We start from the raw sequence: 24289 nt of genomic DNA on the forward strand, positions 1-24289 counted from the left end.
CTTTGAAAGCGCTCGACGAACTGCACTTCGACAACCGCTTCGCCCGACTGGGCGACACGTTCTCCACATCGGTCCTGCCTGAACCCATTGCCGAGCCGCGTCTGGTGGTCGCCAGCGAAGCGGCCCTGGGCTTGCTGGATCTGGATCCTGCCCAGGCCGAGCTGCCGCTGTTCGCCGAGATATTCAGCGGCCACAAGCTGTGGGCGGAAGGCGATCCCCGGGCCATGGTGTACTCCGGCCACCAGTTCGGCTCCTACAACCCGCGCCTCGGCGACGGGCGCGGCCTGCTGCTTGGCGAAGTTCGCAATGATGCGGGCGAGTACTGGGATCTTCATCTGAAAGGCGCGGGGCAGACGCCCTACTCGCGCATGGGCGACGGGCGCGCAGTGCTGCGCTCTTCTATCCGTGAATTTCTGGCGTCCGAAGCGCTGCATGCGCTGGGGATTCCCACCAGCCGCGCCGGCTGCGTGATCGGTTCCAGCACGCCCGTGTGGCGCGAAACCCAGGAACGCGCGGCAATGGTGCTGCGCCTGGCGCAGAGCCATGTCCGGTTCGGCAGTTTCGAATACTTTTACTACACCAAGCAGCCCGAACAGCTCAAAGTGCTGGCTGATCACGTGCTGTCGGCCCATTACCCGCACTGCCAGGACGAGCCCGAGCCTTATCTGGCGATGTATCGCGAAATCGTCGAGCGCAATGCCGAGCTGATCGCCAAGTGGCAAGCCTACGGCTTCTGCCACGGTGTGATGAACACTGACAACATGTCGATCCTGGGCATCACCTTCGACTTCGGCCCGTTCGCGTTCCTTGACGACTTCGATCAGCACTTCATCTGCAACCATTCCGATCACGAAGGCCGGTACTCCTACAGCAATCAGGTGCCTATCGCCCAGTGGAACCTCAGCGCGCTCGCGCAAGCGCTGACGCCGTTCATCAGCGTCGAGGCGTTACGCGAAGCCATCGGCCTGTTCCTGCCGCTTTACCAGACGCACTATCTGGACCTGATGCGTCGGCGTCTTGGCCTCACGACGGCGGAGGAAGGCGATGAAGAACTGGTGAGCCGCCTGCTGCAACTGATGCAGAACAGCGGCGTCGACTACACCCTGTTCTTCCGGCGTCTGGGCGATCAAGCGGCCGACGAGGCGGTGCGGGTGCTGCGTGACGATTTCATCGACATCAAAGGTTTCGATGGCTGGGCCGAGGCCTATCAGGCGCGCCTGACCCGCCAGCCTGAGGAAAGCCAGGACGCCCGACGCGAGCGCATGCACGCCGTCAATCCGCTTTATATCCTGCGCAATTACCTCGCGCAGAACGCCATCGAAGCGGCGGAGAAAGGCGACTACAGCGAAGTGCGCCGCCTGCACGAGGTGCTGTGCCAGCCCTTCACCGAACAGCCGGACATGTCCCGCTATGCCCAGCGGCCACCGGACTGGGGCAAGCATCTGGAAATCAGCTGTTCGTCCTGAGTGAATACTGTAGGAGCCAGCTTGCTGGCGATGAGCGATAACACGGGTTGTCTCACGAGCGCGGCGCCGGCAGATCGCCAGCAAGCTGGCTCCTACGGTACGCGTACGAACGTCTTCACATCAGCTGGAACTCAACAACCACTCCAGCCCCATCGCCACGTGCTGTTCGGCGCTATCCACCAAAGGCAGCGGGCTGTTGACGTCGGCCAGCAGCAGGCCGATCTCGGTACAACCCAGAATCGCTGCCTTTGCGCCCTGATTGCGTAGCTGCTCAAGGACGCCAAGGTAGAAATCGCGCGTTTCCGAACGAAACTCGCCTACGCACAGCTCGGCAAAAATGGCGCGATCGATCTCGGCCATGGACTCGGTGTCCGGCAGCAGAACTTCGATACCAAACCGTTCCTCCAGCCGCTGACGGTAGAAAGCTTCCTGCATGGTGAAGCGGGTACCCAGCAGCGCGGCGCGCTTCACGCCCATCGCACTCAATGCCTTGCCGACTGCATCGCCGATATGCAGCAGCGGGATGTCCACGGCGGCTTCGATCGCGGGCGCGACCTTGTGCATGGTGTTGGTCGCCAGCAACAAGGCACCCGCGCCCGCTCGTTCCAGCCCGCGCGCCACCTCGGCAAGCTGTGCGCCGGCCGCATCCCAGTCGCCCGCCTTTTGCAGCGCGGCAATGCCGGCGAAATCCACCGAATGCACAAGCAGCGGCGCCGAATGCAACCCTCCCAGCGCATCGCGAATGCCCTCGTTCAACAACCGATAGTAAGTCGTCGTCGACTCCCAACTCATCCCGCCCATCACGCCCAGGGTCTGCATGTCATCACTCCTGTCTGTCAGTGCGTGAAGCCTAAGCGTCCTCGCCAGCCGCCGCCAGTTCGCTGACGAAAGCTTTACCGAAGCGCGAAGCCTAAGGCTGATTTTTCCGTAGGACCGGTCCGAAGCGACTTTTCAAGGCCCCTAACGGCAGCTTTTGCGCCTAGCATCGGGGTTTTCCAGCCCGTACAGGAAGCAACGCAATGTCATTCGCAGTCATGGAAGGCGACCCTACTACCACCGGAGGCTTCGTTCTGGCCGCCTCGGCGTCCGAAGTCATCGATCTGCGCAGGGTCGCACGCATGGGAGACCCGGTCTGGTGCCCGGTCTGCAAGAGCGTCGGATTCATCGCCCAGGGCAATCCGACCTGGATCGACGAATGTGTGGCCGTGGCGACGCACGGGCATCAGGTGCAATGCGGTTGCGCCAGCGGCAGCAACCAGCTGATCGCTTCCCAGGAACATTTCGCGGCCGACATGGACGCGGCAATTGACATCCCCGAGGACCAGGCCCGCCAGGCACGCTGGAACGCAGAGCAGATCGCCAAGGCTATCAAGGAAGGGACCTATATTTCGCCCGTGCTCCGGCCGCTTTCGCTGTAAAGATTGCTCAGAGGGTGTTTACAAAATAGGCGAGCAAAGGCAAGACAAGGCGAAATTGGTCGAAAAAGCGGAGTTTACGTTGAGTAAATGAGCATTTTGAGACCGATTTCAACGCCGTATTGCCGAGCGCAGTCATTTTGTTAATAGCCTCTCAAGGGTGAGCGTTGGTTTCCAGCCAGTGGTGCAGCTCGACGAACTGCTGCGTCAGCTTGTGGCGCGGCTCGAAATGCACCAGGGGAACACTGGCATGGTGAGACTCGCGCATCTTCACCGAGGCATTCAGATAGATCGGCAACACCGGAAGGCCTTCGGCTATCAGTTCATCCAGCATCTGCTGCGGCAGACTCGCTCTTGGCTGAAACTGATTGACGATGATGCCTTCCACTTCAAGGCGATCATTGTGGTCTTCCTTGAGCTCTTCGACTTCTTGCAACAACCCGTAGAGCGCCTGACGCGAGAAGCTGTCGCAGTCGAACGGGATCAACACCCGGTCCGCTGCGATCAGCGCGGAGACCGCATAGAAATTCAGCGCGGGCGGCGTATCCAGGTAAATGCGTTCGTAATCCTCGCTCAGCTCTTCGAGCAGCTTGCGCAGCTTGTTGATCTTGTGTTTCGCCTCGAGCTTGGGTTGCAGATCCGCCAGTTCCGGCGTGGCGGTCACCACATGCAGGTTGTCGTAGGGCGTTTCGTAGATATCCACATGGTTCTTCTTGCCGAACGGCGCTGACGACAAGCTGTGCTTGAAGAACTCGGCGATGCCCATCGGGATGTCTTCACCGGTAAGTCCAGTCAGGTACTGAGTCGAGTTCGCCTGGGCATCAAGGTCGATCAGCAGGGTGCGATAACCTTCGTTAGCGCTGACGGCTGCCAGATTGCAAGCGATGCTGGACTTGCCAACACCTCCCTTTTGATTGAACACCACGCGACGCATGAACAGCCTCCCTGAACCTATGAAAAAAATCGCTGAAAGCCGAAAAAGCTCGGCGAGTGACCGAGTCTAGGCAATAGATGTGACAACGGCGAGGTAATTCACCCTTTAGTCGATGACGGATATGGTCCGCCAGCTTCCTGCACCGACTGCTGCGGTTACAGGCTCATACCTTGATTGCAACCGACGAGCGAACCGTCAAATCTTCCGAGTGCATGACGGTCGGTTGATGCCAGCGCGTTCAAGGCAAGCAGGGAGGCCGGCTTACCCGGCCCGCTGCGTCACCAACTCCATGAAAGCCCTGGCCATGGGTGATCGCTCGTCCTTGCGCTGGGCGAGCCAGATTGAGCTGCTTGTGCCACCTTATCCCTCACCGTCAGCACAGCCTTCACTCAAACACGGTCGCAGCTGACTGTGACGCGTAACGCCCTGCTGTCCGACACGTAATGAGATGACTGACTCATCCGGACTTGATCTCAATCATCGATTCCGCGACCTCTTCGAGTCCGCTAAATCGCAATTTCTTCACCCCATTCAAAAAACCCTCCCTACAGAATCACGAATTAATTCCGAAAGACAAGTAGGAACATTCTCTTAACTATAATCCTGCTTGCGTTAACTCTCCAAAATGCTTACCTAACTCCATATACAGCGACACTATAAATATAACCAACCATCCAATTTTATACATGGAGTTAACATGCAAAGACCAATCATCCTTCCGCCCTTGGATATCACGGCTTCCTCTATGCCCAATATGGGCGGACACCCAGTACCCAGCGGTCCTCCGCTAACGCTACCACTTATTAAAGCCATGGCTGCTGCTCAACGACTGAGAGCATATCTAAACGGGGACTGGCAGCTAATCATTAACAACCTGCTGATTGATGCCGAACGTAATACCCCCCACTTCAATGGAGCTCTCAAGGAGGATCTGGCTACTGCTCACCACGCTGATCAACTGATGTGCCGCAGTTTACAAGCTGTTGCGGAACAGGCATGGAGACAAGGCTTCAGTGTCGCCAAGTCTAGGGGCTACGACATTGACGCCAGCGAAAACGAGCTATCGGGAGGCGTATTTTCACCGCTTAAAGCCTTGTCCCATGCTCTCTCAGGCGAAGGCGCTACTCTGCAAGTACAAATCGACAAAACTGGCATCCGGCCCACTCCCAACAGCATACCCGCGCTTCGGACTTTGATTGAAAAAGCACAGACTGGGAGTTCCCGCATTCACTTGGAAAAGGTTTCATACGATACTGGTATTGACTCGAAAATTGCGGCGGCGTACCTCGGTAATATCACACTGCGCATTACGGGTGATGTGCACAAACATGATCAGCACCACTTTACGTTCAGCGGTGAAGCACGTGCATATCATGATCGCTATGATGCTAACGCTTCCACCCATCGCAACTGGCTCGCTGAAAAGGCCACTACGATGCTTGAGAAAATCATGCAGAGCAAAGGAGCCAAGGAGCCAAGGAGCCAAGGAGCCAAGGAGTATGAAATAGCAATAACCGGCTCACTACCTATCAATTATTCCGAGTAAAGCCACTACGTTAAATAGCTAAAAATACCCAACCGCCGATAACGGGAGATTCTCTTGAAAAAGTTTTACTTAAAACATTCTTTTATCGTAATTGCTCTCAGCGTCGGCGGCTGGATTGCACTGTGGCTTCCCGCCTACCTCCCTTTTTCGCCACCTAATACCCACAACCCTCCTGACGCGCAGCTTGATTACATACGCTATGTTTTGATCATGCTAATGATCACGGGTCTATGCGTAATACCCATCATTGCCGGGGTCCTGATTTTCTATGCGGCGAAGGTATATGCAGGAGGAAAAATTTCGCGCCTCGCTCTGGGTCTCATGTATTTGCCTATGCTGATCATGGCGTTCTCTACCTTTTACGACAATGTTAAAAACCTGGCCCTTACGCTGTATTCACTTCCTGCGGCACTGATCTATCTCATTCTCATGATCTATTTAACGCTGGGTTTTCCCCTGCGCATACGTTGAGGTCTGACGTCGGTGAAACAATACAGATCCATCCGATTGGGAATCACCCCGCCCGCTCCGTCACCAACTCCATGAAAGCCCTGGCCATGGGTGATCGCTCGTCCTTGCGCTGGGCGAGCCAGATTGAGCTGCTTGCGCCGGGGTCGAGCAGCGTGCGGTAAACCACTCCTTCGATACGCATCCGCTGGTAAGACGCCGGTAGCACCGTCACGCCCAGACCTGCCGCGACCAGACCGATGATGGTCATGACCTCTCCCGCTTCCTGAGTGATCAACGGGCTGAATCCGGCGGCTCGCGCCAGGCTCAGCAACTGCGCATGCAGGCCGCTGCCATAACTGCGTGGAAAGAACACGAAAGGCTCGTTTGCCAGCGCCGAGAGCCATAGCCCTTCTTCGCTGCCTTCAGCCAGCGGATGGTCGGCACGCATGATTGCGATCAGGGGATCGCGCAGGAGCTCGACAGCCGTCAATGAATCCGGGAGCGGCAGCGGGCGCATGATGCCGACGAGAATCGAGCGGTCTTCCAGGCAGGCGACGACATCCTGGCTGGTCATCTCTTGCAACGCCAGATGCACCTCAGGATACGTCTGGCGAAACGCAAAGATCGCCTGCGGAATGCTTGAGGTGAACGGCGCCGATGCGGTAAAGCCGATTTTCAGCTCGCCGAGTTCCCCCAGTTGCGCCCGACGCGCCACGTCGGCCGCCTTGTCGACTTGCGCCAGCACCTGCCGGGCCTCTTCCAGAAACAGACGGCCCGCTTCGCTCAGTTCGACGCGGCGGTTGGTGCGTTCGAACAGACGCGCGCCCAGTTCCTCTTCGAGCGCCTGGATCTGCTGGCTGAGGGGCGGCTGGGAGATGCCCAGGGACAAGGCGGCACGGCCGAAGTGCAGTTCCTCGGCGACGGCGATGAAGTAACGCAGGTGGCGCAGTTCCATAGGCTCCCAAACAAGTCGTCAGACATATCAAACAGGTCGAACAATATATTGGATTGAATCATTCGCCAGCTATAAGCTTTTTCCTGCATTCCTTTCCTACACGCTTTGAGGTCTATCTTGAACCCTGCACGCGCCCCGCTTGCGGCCGATCTGCAATCGACCACCGTTCAGGCATCCGTTCCGCTCGGAGACCGCTATATCGAGAAGAACACGCCGCTGTTCAAACGCACGGTGCTGGCTCTGTTCGCAGGCGGTTTTTCGACTTTTACCTTGCTGTATTGCGTGCAGCCGATGATGCCGCTGCTGTCCCGGGAGTTTTCCATCAATGCCGCGGAAAGCAGCCTGATCCTGTCGGTCGCCACCGCGATGCTCGCGATCGGCTTGCTGATCACAGGCCCGATATCGGATCGCCTGGGACGCAAGTCGGTGATGGTGCTGGCGCTGTTCTGCGCGGCCATTGCGACCATCGCCAGCGCGCTGATGCCGACCTGGGAAACGGTGCTGGGGACTCGTGCGCTGGTCGGTCTGTCGCTGAGCGGCCTTGCGGCGGTGGCGATGACCTACCTGAGCGAGGAGATCCACCCCTCTCACCTGGGTCTGGCGATGGGGCTGTACATCGGCGGCAGCGCCGTCGGCGGCATGAGCGGACGGCTGATTGCCGGAGTGATGATCGATTACGTGAGCTGGCACACCGCGATGCTGGTCGTCGGGGGCCTGGCGCTGGCTGCCGCGGCGGTGTTCTGGAAGATGCTTCCGGAGTCGCGCAATTTCCGATCCCGCCCGCTCAGCCCGCGCAGCCTGCTGGACGGTTTCGTCGTCCAGTTCCGCGATGCCGGATTGCCGCTGTTGTTTCTGATGGGGTTTCTGCTGATGGGCGCGTTCGTCACGCTCTTCAACTACATCGGCTACCGACTGCTGGCCGAGCCGTATCATCTGAGCCAGGCGGTGGTGGGTGTGTTTTCGATCGTGTATCTGTCAGGCATCTACAGCTCGGCGAAAATCGGTTCGCTGGCCGACCGGCTGGGACGCCGCAAGGTGCTCTGGGCGGTGATCGTGATGATGCTGATCGGTCTGGGCCTGACCCTGTTTTCGCCACTGCCGGTGGTGATCGCCGGCGTACTGATCCTGACTTTCGGCTTCTTCGGCGCCCATTCGGTGTCCAGCAGCTGGGTCGGTCGTCGCGCGGTCACCGCGCGCGGGCAGGCTGCCTCGCTTTACCTGTTCTGCTATTACGCAGGCTCAAGCGTCGCGGGAACCGGGGGTGGCCTGTTCTGGCATTACGCAGGCTGGAACGGGATCGGGCTGTTCGTAGGTGCCTTGTTGCTGATCGCCCTGGGCGTGGCGCTGAGGCTGGCGAAGTTGCAGCCTTTGGTGAGAGAACGCTGATCGCCACCAAGGTGGCTCCTACAGTGCGTGGGAGCCAGCTTGCTGGCGATTTTACTGGTGATACTGCGCCGACATCTCATGCACGGCTTCGATAAAGGCGCCGGCGTTGGCCGGGTCGACTTCGGGCGTGATGCCGTGACCCAGGTTGAAGACGTGGCCGGTGCCGTGACCGTAGCTGGCCAGAATACGCGCCACTTCCTGGCGAATCGCTTCAGGGCGGGCATAGAGCACGGTCGGGTCCATGTTGCCTTGCAGCGCGACCTTCTCGCCGACACGGCGGCGCGCTTCGCCGATATCGCAGGTCCAGTCCAGGCCCAGCGCATCGGCTCCGGCATCAGCAATGCTTTCCAGCCACAGACCGCCGCCCTTGGTGAACAGGATTACCGGCACCTTGCGGCCGTCATGCTCGCGGATCAGACCGCTGACGATCTTGCGCATATAGGCCAGCGAGAACTCCTGGTAAGCCGCCGAGGACAGGCTGCCGCCCCAGCTGTCGAAGATCTGTACAGCCTGGGCGCCGGCGAGAATCTGACCGTTCAGGTAAGAGGTCACCGACTGTGCCAGCTTGTCCAGCAGCAAGTGCATGGCTTGCGGGTTGTCGTACAGCATCGCTTTGGACTTGCGGAAGTCCTTGGATGAGCCGCCTTCGACCATGTAGGTCGCCAGCGTCCAAGGGCTGCCGGAGAAGCCGATCAGCGGCACGCGGCCATTGAGTTCGCGGCGAATGGTGCTGACCGCATCCATCACATAGCCCAGATCCTGACGTGCATCGGGGATCGGCAGGGCTTCGATATCAGCCAGAGTGGAGACGGTTTTCTTGAAGCGCGGACCTTCGCCGGTTTCGAAGTACAGGCCCAGGCCCATGGCGTCGGGGATGGTCAGAATGTCGGAGAACAGGATCGCGGCGTCGAGGGGATAGCGATCCAGCGGCTGCAACGTGACTTCGCAGGCGAACTCCGGGTTCTTGCACAGGCTCATGAAGTCGCCGGCTTTCGCGCGGCTGGCGCGATACTCCGGCAGATAACGACCCGCCTGACGCATCATCCACACCGGGGTGACGTCAACGGGTTGCTTGAGCAGGGCACGAAGGAAACGGTCGTTCTTCAGGGCAGTCATGTCGGCATCCGCAATAAAAGTGCGGGCATTTTCTCAGAGAGCAGCCCAAAAGGCACGGCGGATGCGGTTTCTTTTATCTATGGGGGTGATTTGCAGCGCTGCGCCGCCGGCTCGTAGGAGCCAGCGGGCGGCGATCCGTCTTGCTGGCGATGCAGGATTTACATTCAACATAGTTGCTGAACGTCTTGCCGCTATCGCCAGCAAGCTGGCTCCTACGGGTGATCACTCGAAATCAGACGCCCAGATAATCCAGAATCCCTTCAGCGGCATTACGGCCTTCGAAGATCGCGGTGACCACCAGGTCGGAGCCGCGCACCATGTCGCCGCCGGCGAAGATCTTGGGGTTGCTGGTCTGGTGCTTGAAGGTCGCCAGCTCCGGCGCGATGACCCGGCCCTGGCTGTCGGTCTCGATGGAGAACTGCTCGAACCACGGCGCCGGGCTTGGACGGAAACCGAAGGCGATCACCACAGCGTCCGCCGGGATGATTTCCTCGGAGCCCGGAATCGGCTCGGGGCTGCGGCGACCACGGGCATCCGGTTCGCCAAGACGCGTCTCGACGACCTTCACGCCTTCGACCTTGTCCTCGCCCACGATGGCGATCGGCTGTCGGTTGTAGAGGAATTTCACGCCCTCTTCCTTGGCGTTTTTCACTTCCTTGCGCGAACCCGGCATGTTCTCTTCGTCACGACGGTAGGCGCAGGTCACTGCCTTGGCGCCCTGGCGGATCGAGGTGCGGTTGCAGTCCATCGCCGTGTCGCCGCCACCCAGCACCACAACGCGCTTGCCCTTCATGTCGACGAAATCTTCCGGCGACTTTTCGAAGCCCAGGTTGCGGTTGACGTTGGCGATCAGGAAATCCAGCGCGTCATGAACGCCCGGCAGCTCTTCGCCAGGGAAACCGCCCTTCATGTAGGTGTAGGTGCCCATGCCCATGAACACGGCATCGAACTCTTCCAGCAACTGATCGACGCTGATGTCCTTGCCGACTTCGGTATTGAGGCGGAACTCGATACCCATGCCGGTGAAGACTTCGCGACGGTTGCTCAGCACCGATTTTTCGAGTTTGAACTCGGGGATACCGAAGGTCAGCAGACCGCCGATTTCCGGGTTCTTGTCGAAGACCACCGGCGTCACGCCGCCGCGCACCAGCACGTCGGCACAACCGAGGCCCGCCGGGCCGGCACCGATGATGGCAACCCGCTTGCCGGTCGGCACGACCTTGGACATGTCCGGACGCCAGCCCATGGCGAAAGCGGTGTCGGTGATGTATTTCTCAACCGAACCGATGGTCACCGCGCCAAAACCGTCGTTCAGCGTACAGGCGCCTTCGCACAGACGGTCCTGCGGACACACGCGACCGCAGACTTCCGGGAGGGTGTTGGTCTGGTGCGACAGTTCCGCCGCGGCCAGGATGTTGCCCTCGGAAACCAGCTTGAGCCAGTTGGGAATGAAGTTGTGCACAGGGCACTTCCATTCGCAGTACGGGTTGCCGCAACCCAGGCAGCGGTGCGCCTGGTCGGCGGACTGCTGGGGCTTGAAAGGTTCGTAGATTTCCACGAACTCTTTCTTGCGTTGACGCAGCAGTTTCTTCTTCGGATCTTTACGCCCGACATCGATGAACTGGAAGTCGTTACTGAGACGTTCAGCCATTTGGAGCCTCTTTACAGCAGCTACAAGCTACAAGCTTCAAGCCGCAAGAAATCAGATTCTGTTCAATTCACAGCGCTGCAAGCTTCTTGCTCGAAGCTTGCAGCTCATCGCTTGCAGCCGTCTTACTGCGGATTCGCCCGGGTGCTGGAAAGCAGCGACTTCAGGTTGGCCGCCTTGGGCTTGACCAGCCAGAAGCGACGCAGGTAGTCGTCCAGGTTTTCCGCGAGGTTGCGACCCCACTCACTGTCGGTTTCAGCGACGTACTCGTTCAGCACGCTCTGCAGATGGGTGCGATATGCCTCCATCGCTTCGCCGCTGATCCGCTGTATCTCGACCAGTTCGTGGTTGACGCGGTCGACGAAGGTGTTGTCCTGGTCGAGCACGTAAGCGAAGCCGCCGGTCATGCCGGAACCGAAGTTGTACCCGGTCTTGCCCAGTACGCAGACGAAGCCGCCGGTCATGTATTCGCAGCAGTGATCGCCAGTGCCTTCCACGACCGCGTGGGCGCCCGAGTTACGCACCGCGAAGCGCTCGCCCGCCGTACCTGCCGCGAACAGCTTGCCGCCGGTCGCGCCGTACAGACAGGTGTTGCCGACGATGGCGCTGTCGTTGGTCTTGAACGGACTGCCCTTGGGCGGAACGATCACCAGCTTGCCGCCGGTCATGCCCTTGCCGACATAGTCGTTGGCATCGCCTTCCAGATACATGTTCAGGCCGCCGGCGTTCCATACGCCGAAGCTCTGCCCGGCGGTGCCCTTGAAGCGGAAGGTGATCGGCGCCTTGCTCATGCCCTGGTTGCCGTGCAGCTTCGCGATCTCACCAGAAATCCGCGCGCCGATCGAACGGTCGCAGTTGCAGATATCCAGTTCGAACTCGCCGCCGCCGAGCGACTCGATGGCCGGCTTGGCCATTTCGACCATTTTCTCGGCCAGCAGGCCCTTGTCGAATGGCGGGTTGCGGTCGACCAGACTGAACTGCGGCTTGTCCGCCGGCACGTGATCGCTGCCCAACAGCGGCGTCAGGTCCAGATGCTCCTGCTTCTGGGTTTCGCCCGGCAGGATGTCCAGCAGATCGGTGCGACCGATCAGCTCTTCCAGCGAGCGAACGCCCAGCTTCGCCAGCCATTCGCGGGTTTCTTCGGCCACGTAGGTGAAGAAGTTGATCACCATGTCGACGGTGCCGATGTAGTGATCCTTGCGCAGCTTGTCGTTCTGGGTCGCGACGCCGGTGGCGCAGTTGTTCAGGTGGCAGATACGCAAGTATTTGCAGCCCAGCGCGATCATCGGCGCAGTCCCGAAGCCGAAGCTTTCGGCACCGAGGATTGCCGCCTTGATGACGTCCAGGCCGGTTTTCAGGCCGCCGTCGGTCTGCACCCGGACCTTGCCGCGCAAATCGTTGCCGCGCAGGGTCTGGTGAGTTTCGGCCAGGCCCAGCTCCCATGGCGCGCCGGCGTACTTGATGGAGGTCAGCGGCGAAGCGCCGGTGCCGCCGTCGTAGCCGGAAATGGTGATCAGGTCGGCATAGGCCTTGGCAACGCCCGCGGCGATGGTGCCGACGCCCGCTTCGGCCACCAGCTTGACCGACACCAGCGCGCTCGGGTTGACCTGCTTGAGGTCGAAAATCAGCTGCGACAGGTCTTCGATCGAGTAGATGTCGTGGTGCGGCGGCGGCGAAATCAGGGTCACGCCCGGTACTGCGTAACGCAGCTTGGCGATCAGACCGTTGACCTTGCCGCCCGGCAGCTGGCCGCCTTCGCCGGGCTTGGCGCCCTGGGCAACCTTGATCTGCAACACGTCGGCGTTGACCAGATACTCAGGCGTCACGCCGAAACGGCCGGTGGCGATCTGCTTGATCTTGGAGCTGCGGATGGTGCCGTAGCGCGACGGGTCTTCACCGCCCTCACCGGAGTTGGAGCGCGCGCCCAGGCGGTTCATCGCTTCGGCCAATGCTTCGTGGGCCTCAGGAGACAATGCACCCAGGGAAATACCGGCGGAGTCGAAGCGCTTGAGGATTTCGCCCAGCGGCTCGACTTCATCGATGGACAGCGGCTGGTCGAGGGTCTTGACCTGGAACAGGTCGCGGATCATCGACACCGGGCGCTTGTCCACCAGCGCGGTGTATTCCTTGAATTTGCTGTAGTCGCCCTGCTGCACGGCGGCTTGCAGGGTGTTGACCACATCCGGGTTGTAGGCGTGGTATTCGCCACCAAACACGAATTTGAGCAGACCGCCCTGCTGGATCGGCTTGCGCGGGCTCCAGGCTTCGACGGCCAGTGCCTTCTGCTCGGCTTCGAGGTCGACGAAACGCGCGCCCTTCAGGCGGCTCGGTACGCCACGGAAGCTGGTATCGCAGACTTCCTCGGACAGGCCGATGGCCTCGAACAGCTGTGCGCCACGGTAGGACGCGATGGTCGAGATGCCCATCTTCGACAGGATCTTGAGCAGGCCCTTGGTGATGCCCTTGCGGTAGTTCTTGAAGACTTCATACAGATCGCCCAGCACTTCGCCGGTGCGGATCAGGTCGCCCAGCACTTCGTAGGCCAGGAACGGATAGACCGCCGACGCACCGAAGCCGATCAGCACGGCGAAGTGATGCGGATCACGCGCGGTTGCGGTTTCGACCAGGATGTTGCTGTCGCAGCGCAGGCCCTGCTCGGTCAGGCGATGGTGAACCGCGCCGACCGCCAGCGAAGCGTGAGCCGGCAGCTTGCCCGGCGCGATATGGCGGTCGCTCAGCACGATCAGGGTACGACCGGCGCGCACGGCTTCTTCGGCCTGATCGGCGATGTTGCGGATAGCCGCTTCCAGGCCGGTCTGCTCGTCGTAGTTCAGGTCGATGATCTGCCGCTCGAAGCCCGGACGCTCCAGGTTCATCAGCGAGCGCCACTTGGCTGGCGAAATGACCGGCGAGCTCAGGATGACGCGCGAGGCGTGCTCGGGCGATTCCTGGAAGATGTTGCGCTCGGCGCCGAGGCAGACTTCCAGCGACATGACGATGGCTTCGCGCAGCGGGTCGATCGGCGGGTTGGTGACCTGCGCGAACTGCTGGCGGAAGTAGTCATAGGGCGAACGCACGCGACGCGACAGCACGGCCATCGGCGTATCGTCGCCCATGGAGCCGACCGCTTCCTGACCTTGCTCGCCCAGCGGCCGCAGTACCTGATCGCGCTCTTCGAACGTGACCTGATACATCTTCATGTACTGCTTGAGCTGGTCGCTGGAATAGAAAGCCGAACCGTGGTCGTTGTCTTCCATGGTCGCCTGGATACGCAAGGCACTCTTGCGCAACCACTGCTTGTAGGGATGACGTGATTTCAGACGGTTGTCGATGGCGTCGGTATCGAGAATCTGGCCGGTCTCGGTGTCCACGGCGAAGATCTGGCCCGGACCAACACGACCCTTGGCGATCACGTCTTCAGGCTTGTAGTCCCACACGCCGATTTCCGACGCCAGGGTGATGTAGCCGTTGGTGGTGGTGACCCAACGCGCCGGACGCAAACCGTTGCGGTCGAGCAGGCAGACGGCGTGGCGACCTTCGGTCATCACGATCCCGGCCGGGCCGTCCCACGGCTCCATGTGCATGGAGTTGTATTCGTAGAAGGCGCGCAGATCCGGGTCCATGGTTTCGACGTTCTGCCACGCAGGCGGAATGATCATCCGCACGCCACGGAACAGGTCGATGCCGCCGGTGACCATCAGTTCGAGCATGTTGTCCATGCTCGACGAGTCGGAACCCACGCGGTTGACCAGCGGACCGAGTTCTTCCAGGTCCATCAGGTCGTTGGTGAACTTGGTGCGACGCGCCTGCGCCCAGTTGCGGTTACCGGTGATGGTGTTGATTTCACCATTGTGCGCCAGGAAGCGGAACGGCTGGGCCAGCGGCCACTTCGGCAGGGTGTTGGTCGAGAAGCGCTGGTGGAACACGCAGATCGCGGTTTGCAGACGCTCGTCGCTCAGGTCCGGGAAGAAGGCCGTCAGGTCGGCCGGCATCATCAGACCTTTGTAAATGATGGTCTTGTGCGAAAAGCTGCAGATGTAGTGATCGGCGTCGGCGGCATTGGACACCGATGAGCGACGACGGGCGCTGAACAGCTTGATCGCGAATTCCTGATCGCTCAGGCCTTCGCCACCGATGAATACCTGCTCGATTTTCGGCAGACGCTCAAGCGCCAGCTTGCCGAGTACGCTGGTATCGATCGGCACCTGGCGCCAGCCGATCAGGTCTAGGCCTTCGGCCAGGATTTCGCGATTCATGTTTTCGCGAGCGGCGTCGGCGCGGGCATCGTCCTGGTTGAGGAACACCATGCCCACCGCGTACTGACGCGGCAGCTCGGCGCCGAATTGCTCCGCGGCGACGGCGCGCAGGAAGGCATCCGGCTTCTGGATCAACAAACCGCAACCATCGCCGGTCTTGCCGTCGGCGTTGATCCCACCACGGTGGGTCATGCAGGTCAGGGCTTGGATCGCCGTCTGCAACAGGTGATGACTGGGCTCGCCCTGCATATGAGCGATCAGGCCGAAGCCGCAGTTATCCTTGAATTCATCTGGTTGGTACAGACCTGCTTTCATAGACACTTTCTCACCAGGCTGCCTCCTCGAGGAGGCTTTTCCTTTTAATTCAACCACTTACTTGTCACGCCGAACGAACGTCAGCTTTGGACAGGCAAAACGGAGGTCATTGTACACAGCGACACTTAGGCCCACAAATTTTACGACGATTGGTCGATCTTTAATGTCGCATTTGTGAAGGTTTTAGATCGTAGAGCCGTGGTAGTCAAAATTTGTTTTTGACGATCTGATCGAAGCGGGGGGACTTCTGAGCGTTCGTGACGCAGACGCCACAAGGCGCACCACCCATAGGCGGCACGCTCAAGCGGGTAAAATCAGGGGTTGCCGGGTGAGCGGCCTGGATAAGGCCGCTGCGACTTCAGCGAGTGGCGCCGAGCTCTTGTTGGATGCTGGCGACAGTACGAGGCCAAGGTTTACCAGCCTGAACCTTGGCTGGCAAGACCTTGATGGCTGCCAGGGCGGCAGCGCGGTCGGAAAAGTTACCGTAGGTCACCACATACAGCGGCTTGCCCTGCAGGGTTTTCTTGAAGTAACGGTACTCGCCGCCCTGCTCCGCCACGTAGGCCTGCGCGGTGGCTTCCGAGCTGGTGCCCAGGATCTGCACCACGTAATGGCCCGGCGCCTGACCGCTGTACCAGCTGCTGCCGGCCGCAGGTTTGGCTGCCGCGGACTTCTCGGCAGGCTTGGGCGCCGGTTTGGCGGTCGCGACCTGGGTAGGTGCCGGCGCAGGCGCGGGCTTGGCGGCCGGGGCGGGCTGCGCGGCCGGACGGGGAGCCTGGGCCTGAGGCTGGGCTTGCGCTACGGGCTGACCGGCCGGCACGCCGGCAGGCGGCGCGCTGGTCGTGACGGTCGGCGGCTGAGCGGGCGATCCGGTCGGCACTGCATCTTCATCGCCATCGGTCGAACCGGCGGCCTCGGCCAGCGGCCCACGCATCACGGGTTGCGAATTGCCACCCAACGGCAGCGGTACCGGTTGCGAGTTACCCGCGAACTCGATGGCCGGGCCACCGTTGTTCGACTGTTGCGTGGCAGGTTTGCCTTCACCCAGTGGCAACTGTGCCTGGGCTGTGGCCGGTGCATTGGCCGGCTTGTCGTCACGGCCCGGAATCAGCACTGCTGCCGCCACGGCTACCACGACGACTCCACCCAGAGCCAATACGTATTTTTTCGGCATGTTGAACCCCACACTTGGACGTTTGACCGCAGAGCGACTCGCGATCATCGCCTCGATCATTGAATCGCGGGCCACCTGGTTGATAGCGCCAGGCCAGCCATCGGATTGTTCATGGATATCGGTGATCTGGTCGGCGGTGAACAGGGAAATGGATTGCCCCGCGCCTTCCAGGCGCTGCGCCAGATACTCCCGGGTTTCTTCTTCCGTGTAGGGTTGCAGCTCGATGACGTGAAAGCGCTCGCCTTCGACGTCGCCGTGCAAGGCTGCGCACAGTTGATCCAGGCGGTCGAGCAGCGAAGGCTCGCCGAACAGGAACACATGCGGACGGCCTTCCGGTGTTCCCTCAGCCAGTCCCAGCAAGGCTTCGAGCGCCGAATCACCGAGTTGTTCCGCATCGTCCACCAGCAGATAGACTTCCTGGCCGGTCAGCCCGAGCTGAACCACCTGGGAGAGAATCGGCTGCATTTCCGCGTGCGCGACGCTCAGGCCCTGAGCGACCTGCTGCAGTACGCCGGCGGCATCGCTGGCGCCGCGAGCGGACACTACGACACTCTGGACCGATTGTTTGTTGGTGCTGGCGACCAGTGCCTGCCGCAGCAGGGTCTTGCCGCTGCCCTGCGGTCCGGTAACGGCCAGCAGCAATTGGCTGTAACGCGCCAGATGGTGAAGCTGCCCCAGGACCGGCTTGCGCTGGGCGGGGAAAAATTTGAAGCCAGGTACCCGCGCCGCAAAGGGGTCATGACTCAACTGATAGTGACCGAGAAAAGCCTCGTCGGCATGCAAACTAGTCATGGGTTTTCCGTTAACCTCTAAGCTGATCTACCAGGGCGCGATAGTCCGCGGCCAGGATGGCCTGTAGTACTTCTTTTGGATAATCGTCCGTGATAACCGCTTCGCCCAGCCGGCGCAGAAGCACCAGCCGCAGGCGTCCGTCGATGACTTTCTTGTCTATCGCCATGTGTTCGAGGAAATGCTCGGGGGTCATTTCCTGGGGCGGCACCACCGGCAACCCGGCGCGCTGCAATAAACGGATACCACGATCCCGATCCTGCGAAGTGATCCAGCCAAGGCGCGCCGACATCTCCAGCGCCATGACCGTACCCGCCGCGACCGCTTCGCCGTGCAGCCATACCCCGTAGCCCATATGGGTTTCGATGGCATGACCGAAGGTATGGCCCAGGTTCAAGGTCGCACGGATGCCGGACTCACGCTCGTCGGCGCCGACAACCAGCGCCTTGGCGGCGCAGGAGCGCTTGATCGCCTCGGTCAGCGCGGTCTGTTCGAGGCCGCGTATCTGATCGATATGTTCTTCAAGCCAGCACAGGAAAGGCTCGTCGCATATCAGGCCGTATTTGATGACCTCGGCCAGCCCCGCAGAGAGTTCACGCTCGGGCAGGGATTTCAGCGTGGCGGTATCGATCAGCACGGCACCGGGCTGGTAGAACGCACCGATCATGTTCTTGCCCAGCGGGTGGTTGATGCCGGTCTTGCCGCCCACCGAGGAATCGACCTGCGACAGCAACGTGGTAGGAATCTGGATGAAATTCACGCCGCGCTGATAGCAGGCGGCGGCAAACCCGGCCGTATCGCCGATCACGCCGCCGCCCAAGGCGATCACGGTGGTGCGGCGATCATGTCGCGCAGTCAGCAGGCCATCGAAAATGGTTTGCAGGGTTTCCCAGTTCTTGAATGCCTCGCCATCGGGCAGCACGATGGGCAGCACGTTGTAACCGGCCAGGGCGCGGGTCAGCCGCTCGATGTACAGCGGGGCCACCGTGGTGTTGGACACGATCGCCACCTGTCGCCCGCCGATGTGCGGAGTCAGGAGTTCGGGTTGATCCAGCAGGCCTTCGCCAATATGAATCGGGTAACTACGCTCACCCAGCTCGACCGTAAGTGTCTGCATGTGTCCCCACATTGATTACCGATTGGGCACCGGCGCGGATTCCGCTGCGCCGGGGACGGCATGGACTCAGGCCAGCCGTCGCCGTGATTTTATTGGTCGCCGAGGATAGCGCATTTTCGTCTGCGCTTTAACGGGGTGGAAGCTGCGCCAGCCGGGCAAGGATGTCCAGCACCACCATGCGGGGCGGCCGTTCGTCGGTTTCGATGACCAGATCGGCGATTTCCCGATACAGCGGATCGCGGATCGCCAGCAGATCGCTCAGCACCTTGGCGGGATCGGCCGTGCGCAGCAAAGGCCGATTGCGGTCGCGCGCGGTGCGTCCGACCTGCTGTTCGACCGAGGCATGCAGATAGACCACCCGGCCGCCCGCGTGCAGGGCCCGGCGGTTCTCCGGGCGCATGACCGCCCCGCCCCCGGTTGCCAGGACCACGCCGTCGGTTTCGCACAGTTCGGCGATCATCGCCTGCTCACGGTCGCGAAAGCCGATTTCGCCTTCGCGGTCGAAGATCCATGGAATGTTGGCACCGGTCCGCAGTTCGATTTCCTTGTCGGAATCCTTGAACGGCAGCCGCAGTTCTTTGGCAAGCAAACGGCCGATGGTGCTTTTGCCCGCACCCATCGGCCCAACGAGTATTAAATTTCGCACAGAATCAACGACTCACCGCAATCGCCTGGTTGTTCATGATACGCGGAGTCAGGAAGACCAGAAGCTCCGATTTGGCTTCCGTCACCACGTCACGCCGGAAAAGGCGGCCAACATACGGCACATCGCCAAGAAAAGGCACTTTATCTACGACTTTACTTTGCGTGTTGGAGAATACGCCCCCGATCACGATAGTCTCGCCATCGGCCACCAGCACCTTGGCGTTGACTTCGTTTTTGCTGATCGGCGGCTGACCCAGCACGGCATTGAGGTAGTCCGGCGCGTCCTTGGTGACTTTGACTTCCATGATCACCCGGTTATCAGGGGTGATTTGCGGCGTCACTTCCAGCGAGAGCGCCGCTTCCTTGAACGTCACCGTGGTGGCGCCGCTGGAACTGGACTCCTGGTAAGGAACCTCGGTGCCCTTGAGAATCTTGGCGGTTTCCTTGTCGGCGGTAACGACCTTGGGTTGCGAGACGATTTCGCCGTTGCCGGTTCTCTCCATCGCGCTCAGTTCCAGATCCAGCAAGGTGTTGTTGGTCACGAAGCCCAGACCGATGCCGGATGTTGCGTTGGTCGAGCCAAGGTCGATGAACGGCGTATTGGCGGTTATGTCGTCGCCGGTGTTCCCGCTCTCGTCGCCGTTGTTATCCAGCCCGTACGTGGTCCACTTGCTGTTGCCGGACAGATTGGTACTGCCCCCCCAGCGCACGCCCAGTTCCTTGTCGTAGTCGACGTTGGCCTCGACGATGCGGGCTTCGATCATGACCTGACGTACCGGGATATCCAGTTGCGAAACGATGCGCCGCAGCTCGTCAAGACGATCCTGAGTCTGGTAGGCGATGATGTTGTTGGTCCGCTCGTCGACAGTGATCGAACCGCGCTCATCGGTCTTGGCTTCGGCACTGGTGACCGACTGGAACAGCTTGGCGATGTCAGCCGCCTTGGCGTAGTTGACCTGCAAGAGCTCGCGACGCAGTGGCGCCAGTTCGGCGATCTGCTTGAGCGATTCGAGTTCCTGACGCTCGCGGGCGGCGATTTCATCCGCTGGCGCTACCAGCAGAACGTTGCCGACCTTGCGCTTGTCCAGGCCTTTGGTCTTGAGCACCAGATCCAGCGCCTGATCCCAGGGCACGTTTTGCAGACGCAGGGTGATACCGCCCTGAACCGTGTCGCTGGCAACCAGATTGAGGTTGGTGAAATCGGCGATCAGTTGCAGGACGGAGCGTACATCGATGTCCTGGAAGTTCAGCGACAGCTTTTCGCCGGTATACACCGGCTTGTCGGCGGCGCGGCGATCGACGTCCTCGTTGGTCAACGGACGCACGCTGATGGTCAGCTTGTTTTCAGTCTGGAACGCCGAGTAATCGAACGCGCCGGACGGCTCGATGGTGATCCGCGCCTTGTCGCCCTCGGTAGTCGAATTGACGAACTGGACCGGCGTCGCGAAATCCTTGACGTCCAGGCGTACCCGCAGCGGCTCGGGCAGCAGGGTCTTGGCGAAGTCGACACGAATCTTGCCGCCCTGCTCCTGAATGTCCGGCGCAATGTTCGGATTGCTCAGCTCGATGACCACGTTGCCTTCGCCCAGCTCGCCGCGCTGGAAGTCGACGTTCTTGATGGCCTTGGCGCCTGCCGGCACGTAGGGCCTGGAGGACGCCGGTGCCGGACTAGGCACGGCGACACGCGGCGCGCCCATCGCGGTCGTGGGCTGGGAAGCCTGAGCCGCCGCAGCGCCCTGGCCGATGACCACGAACAGATTATTGCCCTCGACCCGTGTGCTGTAGGGCGAAAGCGTCGTCAGGTTGACGATGACCCGGGTCCGGTCCTGTGCCTGAACGACGACCACACTGCGCGCGTTTCCGGTGCCCAGCTCACGACTTCGAGTCGCCAGCTGGCTGGTCACGCCGGGCAGGTCCAGCGCAATGCGCGCCGGTTCCTGGGTGGTGTAGCCGCGCGGCGCGGGGACGGGCGTGTCGAACGACAGTTTAAGCTCGATTCGGTCTCCCGGTAGCGCTGCGACATCCAGGGTTCTGAGACTGGCGGCCTGGAGGACCGGCGAAACCATCGCAATCCATAGCGATACGCCGATGATCGAGAAAATCCTGGTCATGATCGATTTCCGTTGTGCGGTATTAAGCATGCTTGGTCCGGCCCACTTCATGAGCGTTCTTTGAGGGCAATAACGCGCGGCCTTTCGAGCCAGGCTCCCTCTCCATCAGGAACTATTTCAATGACATCGACCTGCCCTTCGCTGACCGACACGATTCGACCGTTGTTGCGGCCCAGATAATCACCCACTTTCACCCGATAGACACCTCCTTCGCCACGCAGCAGCGCGAAGGTGCCCGACCCGTTGCCCAGCGTGCCGACCATCTCGAAGTTCTCGATGTTGAAGCCTTCGAGAAACTGTTTGACGCGGTTTTCGTCCGGCGCGATCAGGCGCGATCCGCGCTGGCGATTCTGCAGGTCGATCTTGACCGGAGGCTGGAACGGGCTGCGCAGCGAGGCGGCTTCGTAAGTGAAGGTTTCGTAGGCGCGGAACTTGGGCAGCGGCTCGATGGCCCCGACCGGCCGCGCCCGTACGCCTTCCATGAACGCCGTAAGGTCCGCGAAATCCTTGTTTGCGTCGCAACCGGCCAGACAGACCAGCGCGCCACTGACGCACAACCATTGCGCCAACTTCATTTCTTCAGCCCTTCATCGTTGTAGCGATAGGTCTTGGCCAGAATGCTCATGCGCAATCTGCCCGGCACCTTGGGGTCCACCGGCTTGATCTCGAAATCGTGCAGCGTGACGATCCGTGGCAGGCTCGCGACGCCGCTGACGAAGGTTGCCAGATCGTGATAGGTGCCCACGACTGTGATCTGGATCGGCAGCTCGATGTAGAACTGCTGGGCTTCCTCGGGAAGCAGTTTGATCTCCTCGAACTCCAGACCGCTTCCCAGCCCCGTGCGGGTGATGTCTTCCAGCAGGCCGGGGACTTCGGTGTCGCTGGGCAATTGCCGCAGCAGCGTGCCGAAGGTGTCTTCCATTTCCTGCATCTGTTTCTTGTAAGGCTCCAGGTTCGCGGCCTGGAAAGCCTTGCTGGAGAATTGCTCCTTGAGCATCGTTTCATTGGCGCGGGCCGTGTCGAGCTGTGCTTCGAGGTCTTGCACGAACAGGAAGTAGCCCAGCGCGAAGACGAGCAGCATCAGCAGCACGCCGGACAGGAATTTCACTGCCGACGGCCAGGAGCCGACGTTGTTGACGTCGAGCTCGCCCAAGTCAACCTTGCGGAGCCCTTCGATCCATTCGGACAGATTCATGGCCTGGCTCCTTCATCCACTACCGGCTGGGTCTGACGCACCGTCAACTGAAACACGTTGGCCTGGTCAACGGCTCCGGCGGTGTTTGCCTTGACCTCGGTAAGACTTGGTGCTTCCAGCCAGTCGGAAGCATCGAGGTTACGCATCAGGTCCGAAACCCGGTTGTTGGATTCGGACATGCCGCTGATGGCAATGACCTTGTCGGTCATCTTCACTTCCGAGAAATACACACCGTCGGGCAAGGTGCGCACCAGCTGATCGAACACACGCCCGATGATCGGACGGTTGCCCTGCAGGTCCTGGATGATTTTCATGCGTTCGAGCAATTGCTGGCGACGGGCCTTGAGGTCACTGATTTCCTTGATGCGGATATCCAGCTGCGCGATTTCCGTTTGCAGGAATGCATTGCGCTCGTTCTGATGAGTGATTGCGTTGTTGATGAACCGGTCCACGAGAAACACGGTGCCGGCCGAAAGCAGCAGAACGCCGAGCAAGGCGGTCAGGAAGCGTTTCTTGCGTTCTTCGCGAAGCTCTTCGCGCCAGGGAAGCAGGTTGATCCGCGCCATCAGTCGAAGCTCCTCAGGGCCAGGCCGCAGGCGATCATCAGCGCCGGCGCATCGCTGGCGAGCGCCCCGGCGTTGACCCTGGCGCTCAGGGCCATGTCAGCGAAGGGGTTGGCGACCAGCGTCGGCGTACCGAGGCGTTTTTGTATCAGGTGTTCGAGCCCGGCAATGGAAGCGGACCCGCCAGCAAGCATGATGTAGTCCACCGAGTTGTACTGGCCGGCGGCGAAGAAGAACTGCAACGAGCGCGAGACCTGCTGCACCAGCGCATCCTTGAACGGGTCCAGTACTTCGCTGACGTAGTCGTCAGGAAGCCCGCCCTGTTTCTTGGCGAGGCCGGCTTCTTCGAAGGACAGGCCGTAGCGCCGCTGGATTTCCTCGGTCAGCTGCCGGCCGCCGAACAGCTGCTCGCGGGTGTAGATGATCCGTCCGTGGTGCAGAACGCTCAGGGTCGTCATGGTGGCGCCGATGTCGACGACCGCGACCGTCAGCTCCTGATGGTCGCTGCCCAGCTGCGCAGCCAGCAATCCGAAGGATCGCTCCAGCGCGTAGGCTTCGACGTCGACGACCCGCGCAGTGAGCCCGGCCAGCGCCAGCGCGGCTTCGCGGACTTCGACGTTTTCCTTACGGCAGGCCGCCAGCAGCACCTCGACGCGTTCCGGGTTGCGGGCCGAATAGCCTTGCACCTCGAAATCGATGGCGACTTCTTCGAGCGGATAGGGAATGTACTGGTCGGCTTCCAGCTTGAGCTGGTTCTCCATGTCATCGTCGGACAGTCCCGCGTCCATTTCGATGGTCTTGGTGATCACCGCCGAGCCCGCCACCGCGACGGCCACGGTTCGCGTGTTGGTCTTGGCCTTGACCAGAACCCGCGCCAGCGCCTGACCGACGCCCTCCAGCGCGGCGATGTTCTTTTCGACCACGGCATTGAGCGGCAGCGGCTCTACCGCGTAGGACTCGACCTTGTAACGGGTGCCGGAACGACTCAATTCAAGGAGCTTGACCGCAGTGGAGCTTATATCGATCCCTAGAAGGGTGTTGGCCTTCTTACTGAAGAGTTCGAACACAACCTGATTCCTATGAGTTTCCGTCACTTACGGAGTTATTTCGTCGCTGTCTCGGTGTCAGCAGCCTTGACAGTAGCGCAAATCACGCCTCGGGACGAAAAATGCTTATAATGCCGAGCGTTTTTTTCGTTTGCCAAAGCT

Annotated in this window: 19 protein-coding genes; 5 read left to right on the top strand and 14 right to left on the bottom strand. The window is 60.6% G+C overall.

All coding sequences use genetic code 11. From position 1 onward, the window contains the following. Positions 1-2: 2 nt before the first annotated feature. A complete protein-coding gene (gene selO, locus TRP66_RS14305) occupies positions 3-1466 on the top strand; it encodes a protein adenylyltransferase SelO (protein WP_333403753.1) in 1464 nt (487 codons plus the stop codon). 120 nt (positions 1467-1586) lie between these two features. On the opposite strand, the gene TRP66_RS14310 is transcribed toward selO, so the two are convergent. Next, positions 1587-2285 carry an aspartate/glutamate racemase family protein gene (locus tag TRP66_RS14310; protein ID WP_333403756.1) on the bottom strand — a complete coding sequence of 233 codons (699 nt, stop codon included), beginning with the start codon at positions 2283-2285 and terminating at the stop codon, positions 1587-1589. Positions 2286-2485: 200 nt separating this feature from the next. Between TRP66_RS14310 and TRP66_RS14315 the strand changes: the two genes are divergently transcribed. Continuing rightward, positions 2486-2884 (top strand): PAAR domain-containing protein, encoded by a 399-nt coding sequence (locus TRP66_RS14315; protein ID WP_333403758.1) that lies wholly within the window; start codon positions 2486-2488, stop codon positions 2882-2884. Between the two features lie 151 nt (positions 2885-3035). Here the strand turns inward: TRP66_RS14315 and TRP66_RS14320 are convergent, their stop codons facing one another. Beyond that, a complete protein-coding gene (locus TRP66_RS14320; RefSeq protein WP_333403760.1) occupies positions 3036-3815 on the bottom strand; it encodes a ParA family protein in 780 nt (259 codons plus the stop codon). A 697-nt stretch (positions 3816-4512) separates the two neighbouring features. On the opposite strand from TRP66_RS14320, the gene TRP66_RS14325 reads away from it, so the two are divergent. Both TRP66_RS14325 and TRP66_RS14330 read left to right on the top strand, forming a co-directional pair. After that, the gene (locus TRP66_RS14325; protein ID WP_333403762.1) at positions 4513-5361 is read left to right on the top strand and encodes a lipid II-degrading bacteriocin; all 849 of its coding nucleotides are present in this window, start codon (positions 4513-4515) and stop codon (positions 5359-5361) included. A gap of 54 nt (positions 5362-5415) precedes the next feature. Beyond that, positions 5416-5832 (top strand): hypothetical protein, encoded by a 417-nt coding sequence (locus TRP66_RS14330; RefSeq protein WP_333403764.1) that lies wholly within the window; start codon positions 5416-5418, stop codon positions 5830-5832. A 43-nt stretch (positions 5833-5875) separates the two neighbouring features. Here TRP66_RS14330 and TRP66_RS14335 read toward each other — a convergent pair whose 3' ends face one another. Continuing rightward, entirely contained in the window at positions 5876-6766 is an 891-nt protein-coding gene (locus tag TRP66_RS14335) for a LysR family transcriptional regulator (protein WP_333403766.1), read from the bottom strand. A 117-nt stretch (positions 6767-6883) separates the two neighbouring features. On the opposite strand from TRP66_RS14335, the gene TRP66_RS14340 reads away from it, so the two are divergent. Further along, a complete protein-coding gene (locus TRP66_RS14340) occupies positions 6884-8152 on the top strand; it encodes an MFS transporter (protein WP_333403768.1) in 1269 nt (422 codons plus the stop codon). Between the two features lie 51 nt (positions 8153-8203). Here TRP66_RS14340 and hemE read toward each other — a convergent pair whose 3' ends face one another. From hemE to TRP66_RS14395, 11 genes are all read right to left on the bottom strand, one after another. Beyond that, on the bottom strand, positions 8204-9268 hold the full coding sequence (gene hemE / locus TRP66_RS14345) for a uroporphyrinogen decarboxylase (protein WP_333403770.1): 1065 nt from the start codon (positions 9266-9268) through the stop codon (positions 8204-8206). Positions 9269-9500: 232 nt separating this feature from the next. After that, complete coding sequence (locus TRP66_RS14350) at positions 9501-10919, bottom strand: FAD-dependent oxidoreductase (RefSeq protein WP_333403772.1); 1419 nt, start codon at positions 10917-10919, stop codon at positions 9501-9503. Positions 10920-11041: 122 nt separating this feature from the next. Then, on the bottom strand, positions 11042-15487 hold the full coding sequence (gene gltB, locus TRP66_RS14355; protein ID WP_333403774.1) for a glutamate synthase large subunit: 4446 nt from the start codon (positions 15485-15487) through the stop codon (positions 11042-11044). A 358-nt stretch (positions 15488-15845) separates the two neighbouring features. Continuing rightward, positions 15846-17453, bottom strand: coding sequence for an AAA family ATPase (locus TRP66_RS14360; protein ID WP_333403776.1), 1608 nt, complete (start codon positions 17451-17453; stop codon positions 15846-15848). A 10-nt stretch (positions 17454-17463) separates the two neighbouring features. Then, positions 17464-18567, bottom strand: coding sequence for a 3-dehydroquinate synthase (gene aroB / locus TRP66_RS14365; RefSeq protein ID WP_333403778.1), 1104 nt, complete (start codon positions 18565-18567; stop codon positions 17464-17466). A 127-nt stretch (positions 18568-18694) separates the two neighbouring features. Then, positions 18695-19213, bottom strand: coding sequence for a shikimate kinase AroK (gene aroK / locus TRP66_RS14370; protein WP_333403780.1), 519 nt, complete (start codon positions 19211-19213; stop codon positions 18695-18697). Between the two features lie 4 nt (positions 19214-19217). Continuing rightward, on the bottom strand, positions 19218-21323 hold the full coding sequence (gene pilQ / locus TRP66_RS14375) for a type IV pilus secretin PilQ (RefSeq protein WP_333403782.1): 2106 nt from the start codon (positions 21321-21323) through the stop codon (positions 19218-19220). A 47-nt stretch (positions 21324-21370) separates the two neighbouring features. Beyond that, complete coding sequence (locus tag TRP66_RS14380) at positions 21371-21898, bottom strand: pilus assembly protein PilP (RefSeq protein ID WP_333403784.1); 528 nt, start codon at positions 21896-21898, stop codon at positions 21371-21373. Next, a complete protein-coding gene (pilO, locus tag TRP66_RS14385) occupies positions 21895-22518 on the bottom strand; it encodes a type 4a pilus biogenesis protein PilO (protein WP_333403786.1) in 624 nt (207 codons plus the stop codon). The genes TRP66_RS14380 and pilO overlap by 4 nt, the downstream gene beginning before the upstream one ends. Further along, on the bottom strand, positions 22515-23084 hold the full coding sequence (locus tag TRP66_RS14390) for a PilN domain-containing protein (RefSeq protein WP_333403788.1): 570 nt from the start codon (positions 23082-23084) through the stop codon (positions 22515-22517). Before TRP66_RS14390 ends, pilO begins: the two co-directional genes overlap by 4 nt. After that, positions 23084-24148, bottom strand: a complete 1065-nt coding sequence (locus tag TRP66_RS14395) for a pilus assembly protein PilM (protein WP_333403790.1) — start codon at positions 24146-24148, stop codon at positions 23084-23086. The genes TRP66_RS14390 and TRP66_RS14395 overlap by 1 nt, the downstream gene beginning before the upstream one ends. Positions 24149-24289 lie beyond the last annotated feature (141 nt).

Origin of the sequence: Pseudomonas sp. JDS28PS106, assembly GCF_036706555.1 — a bacterium.
Classification (GTDB): Bacteria; Pseudomonadota; Gammaproteobacteria; order Pseudomonadales; family Pseudomonadaceae; genus Aquipseudomonas.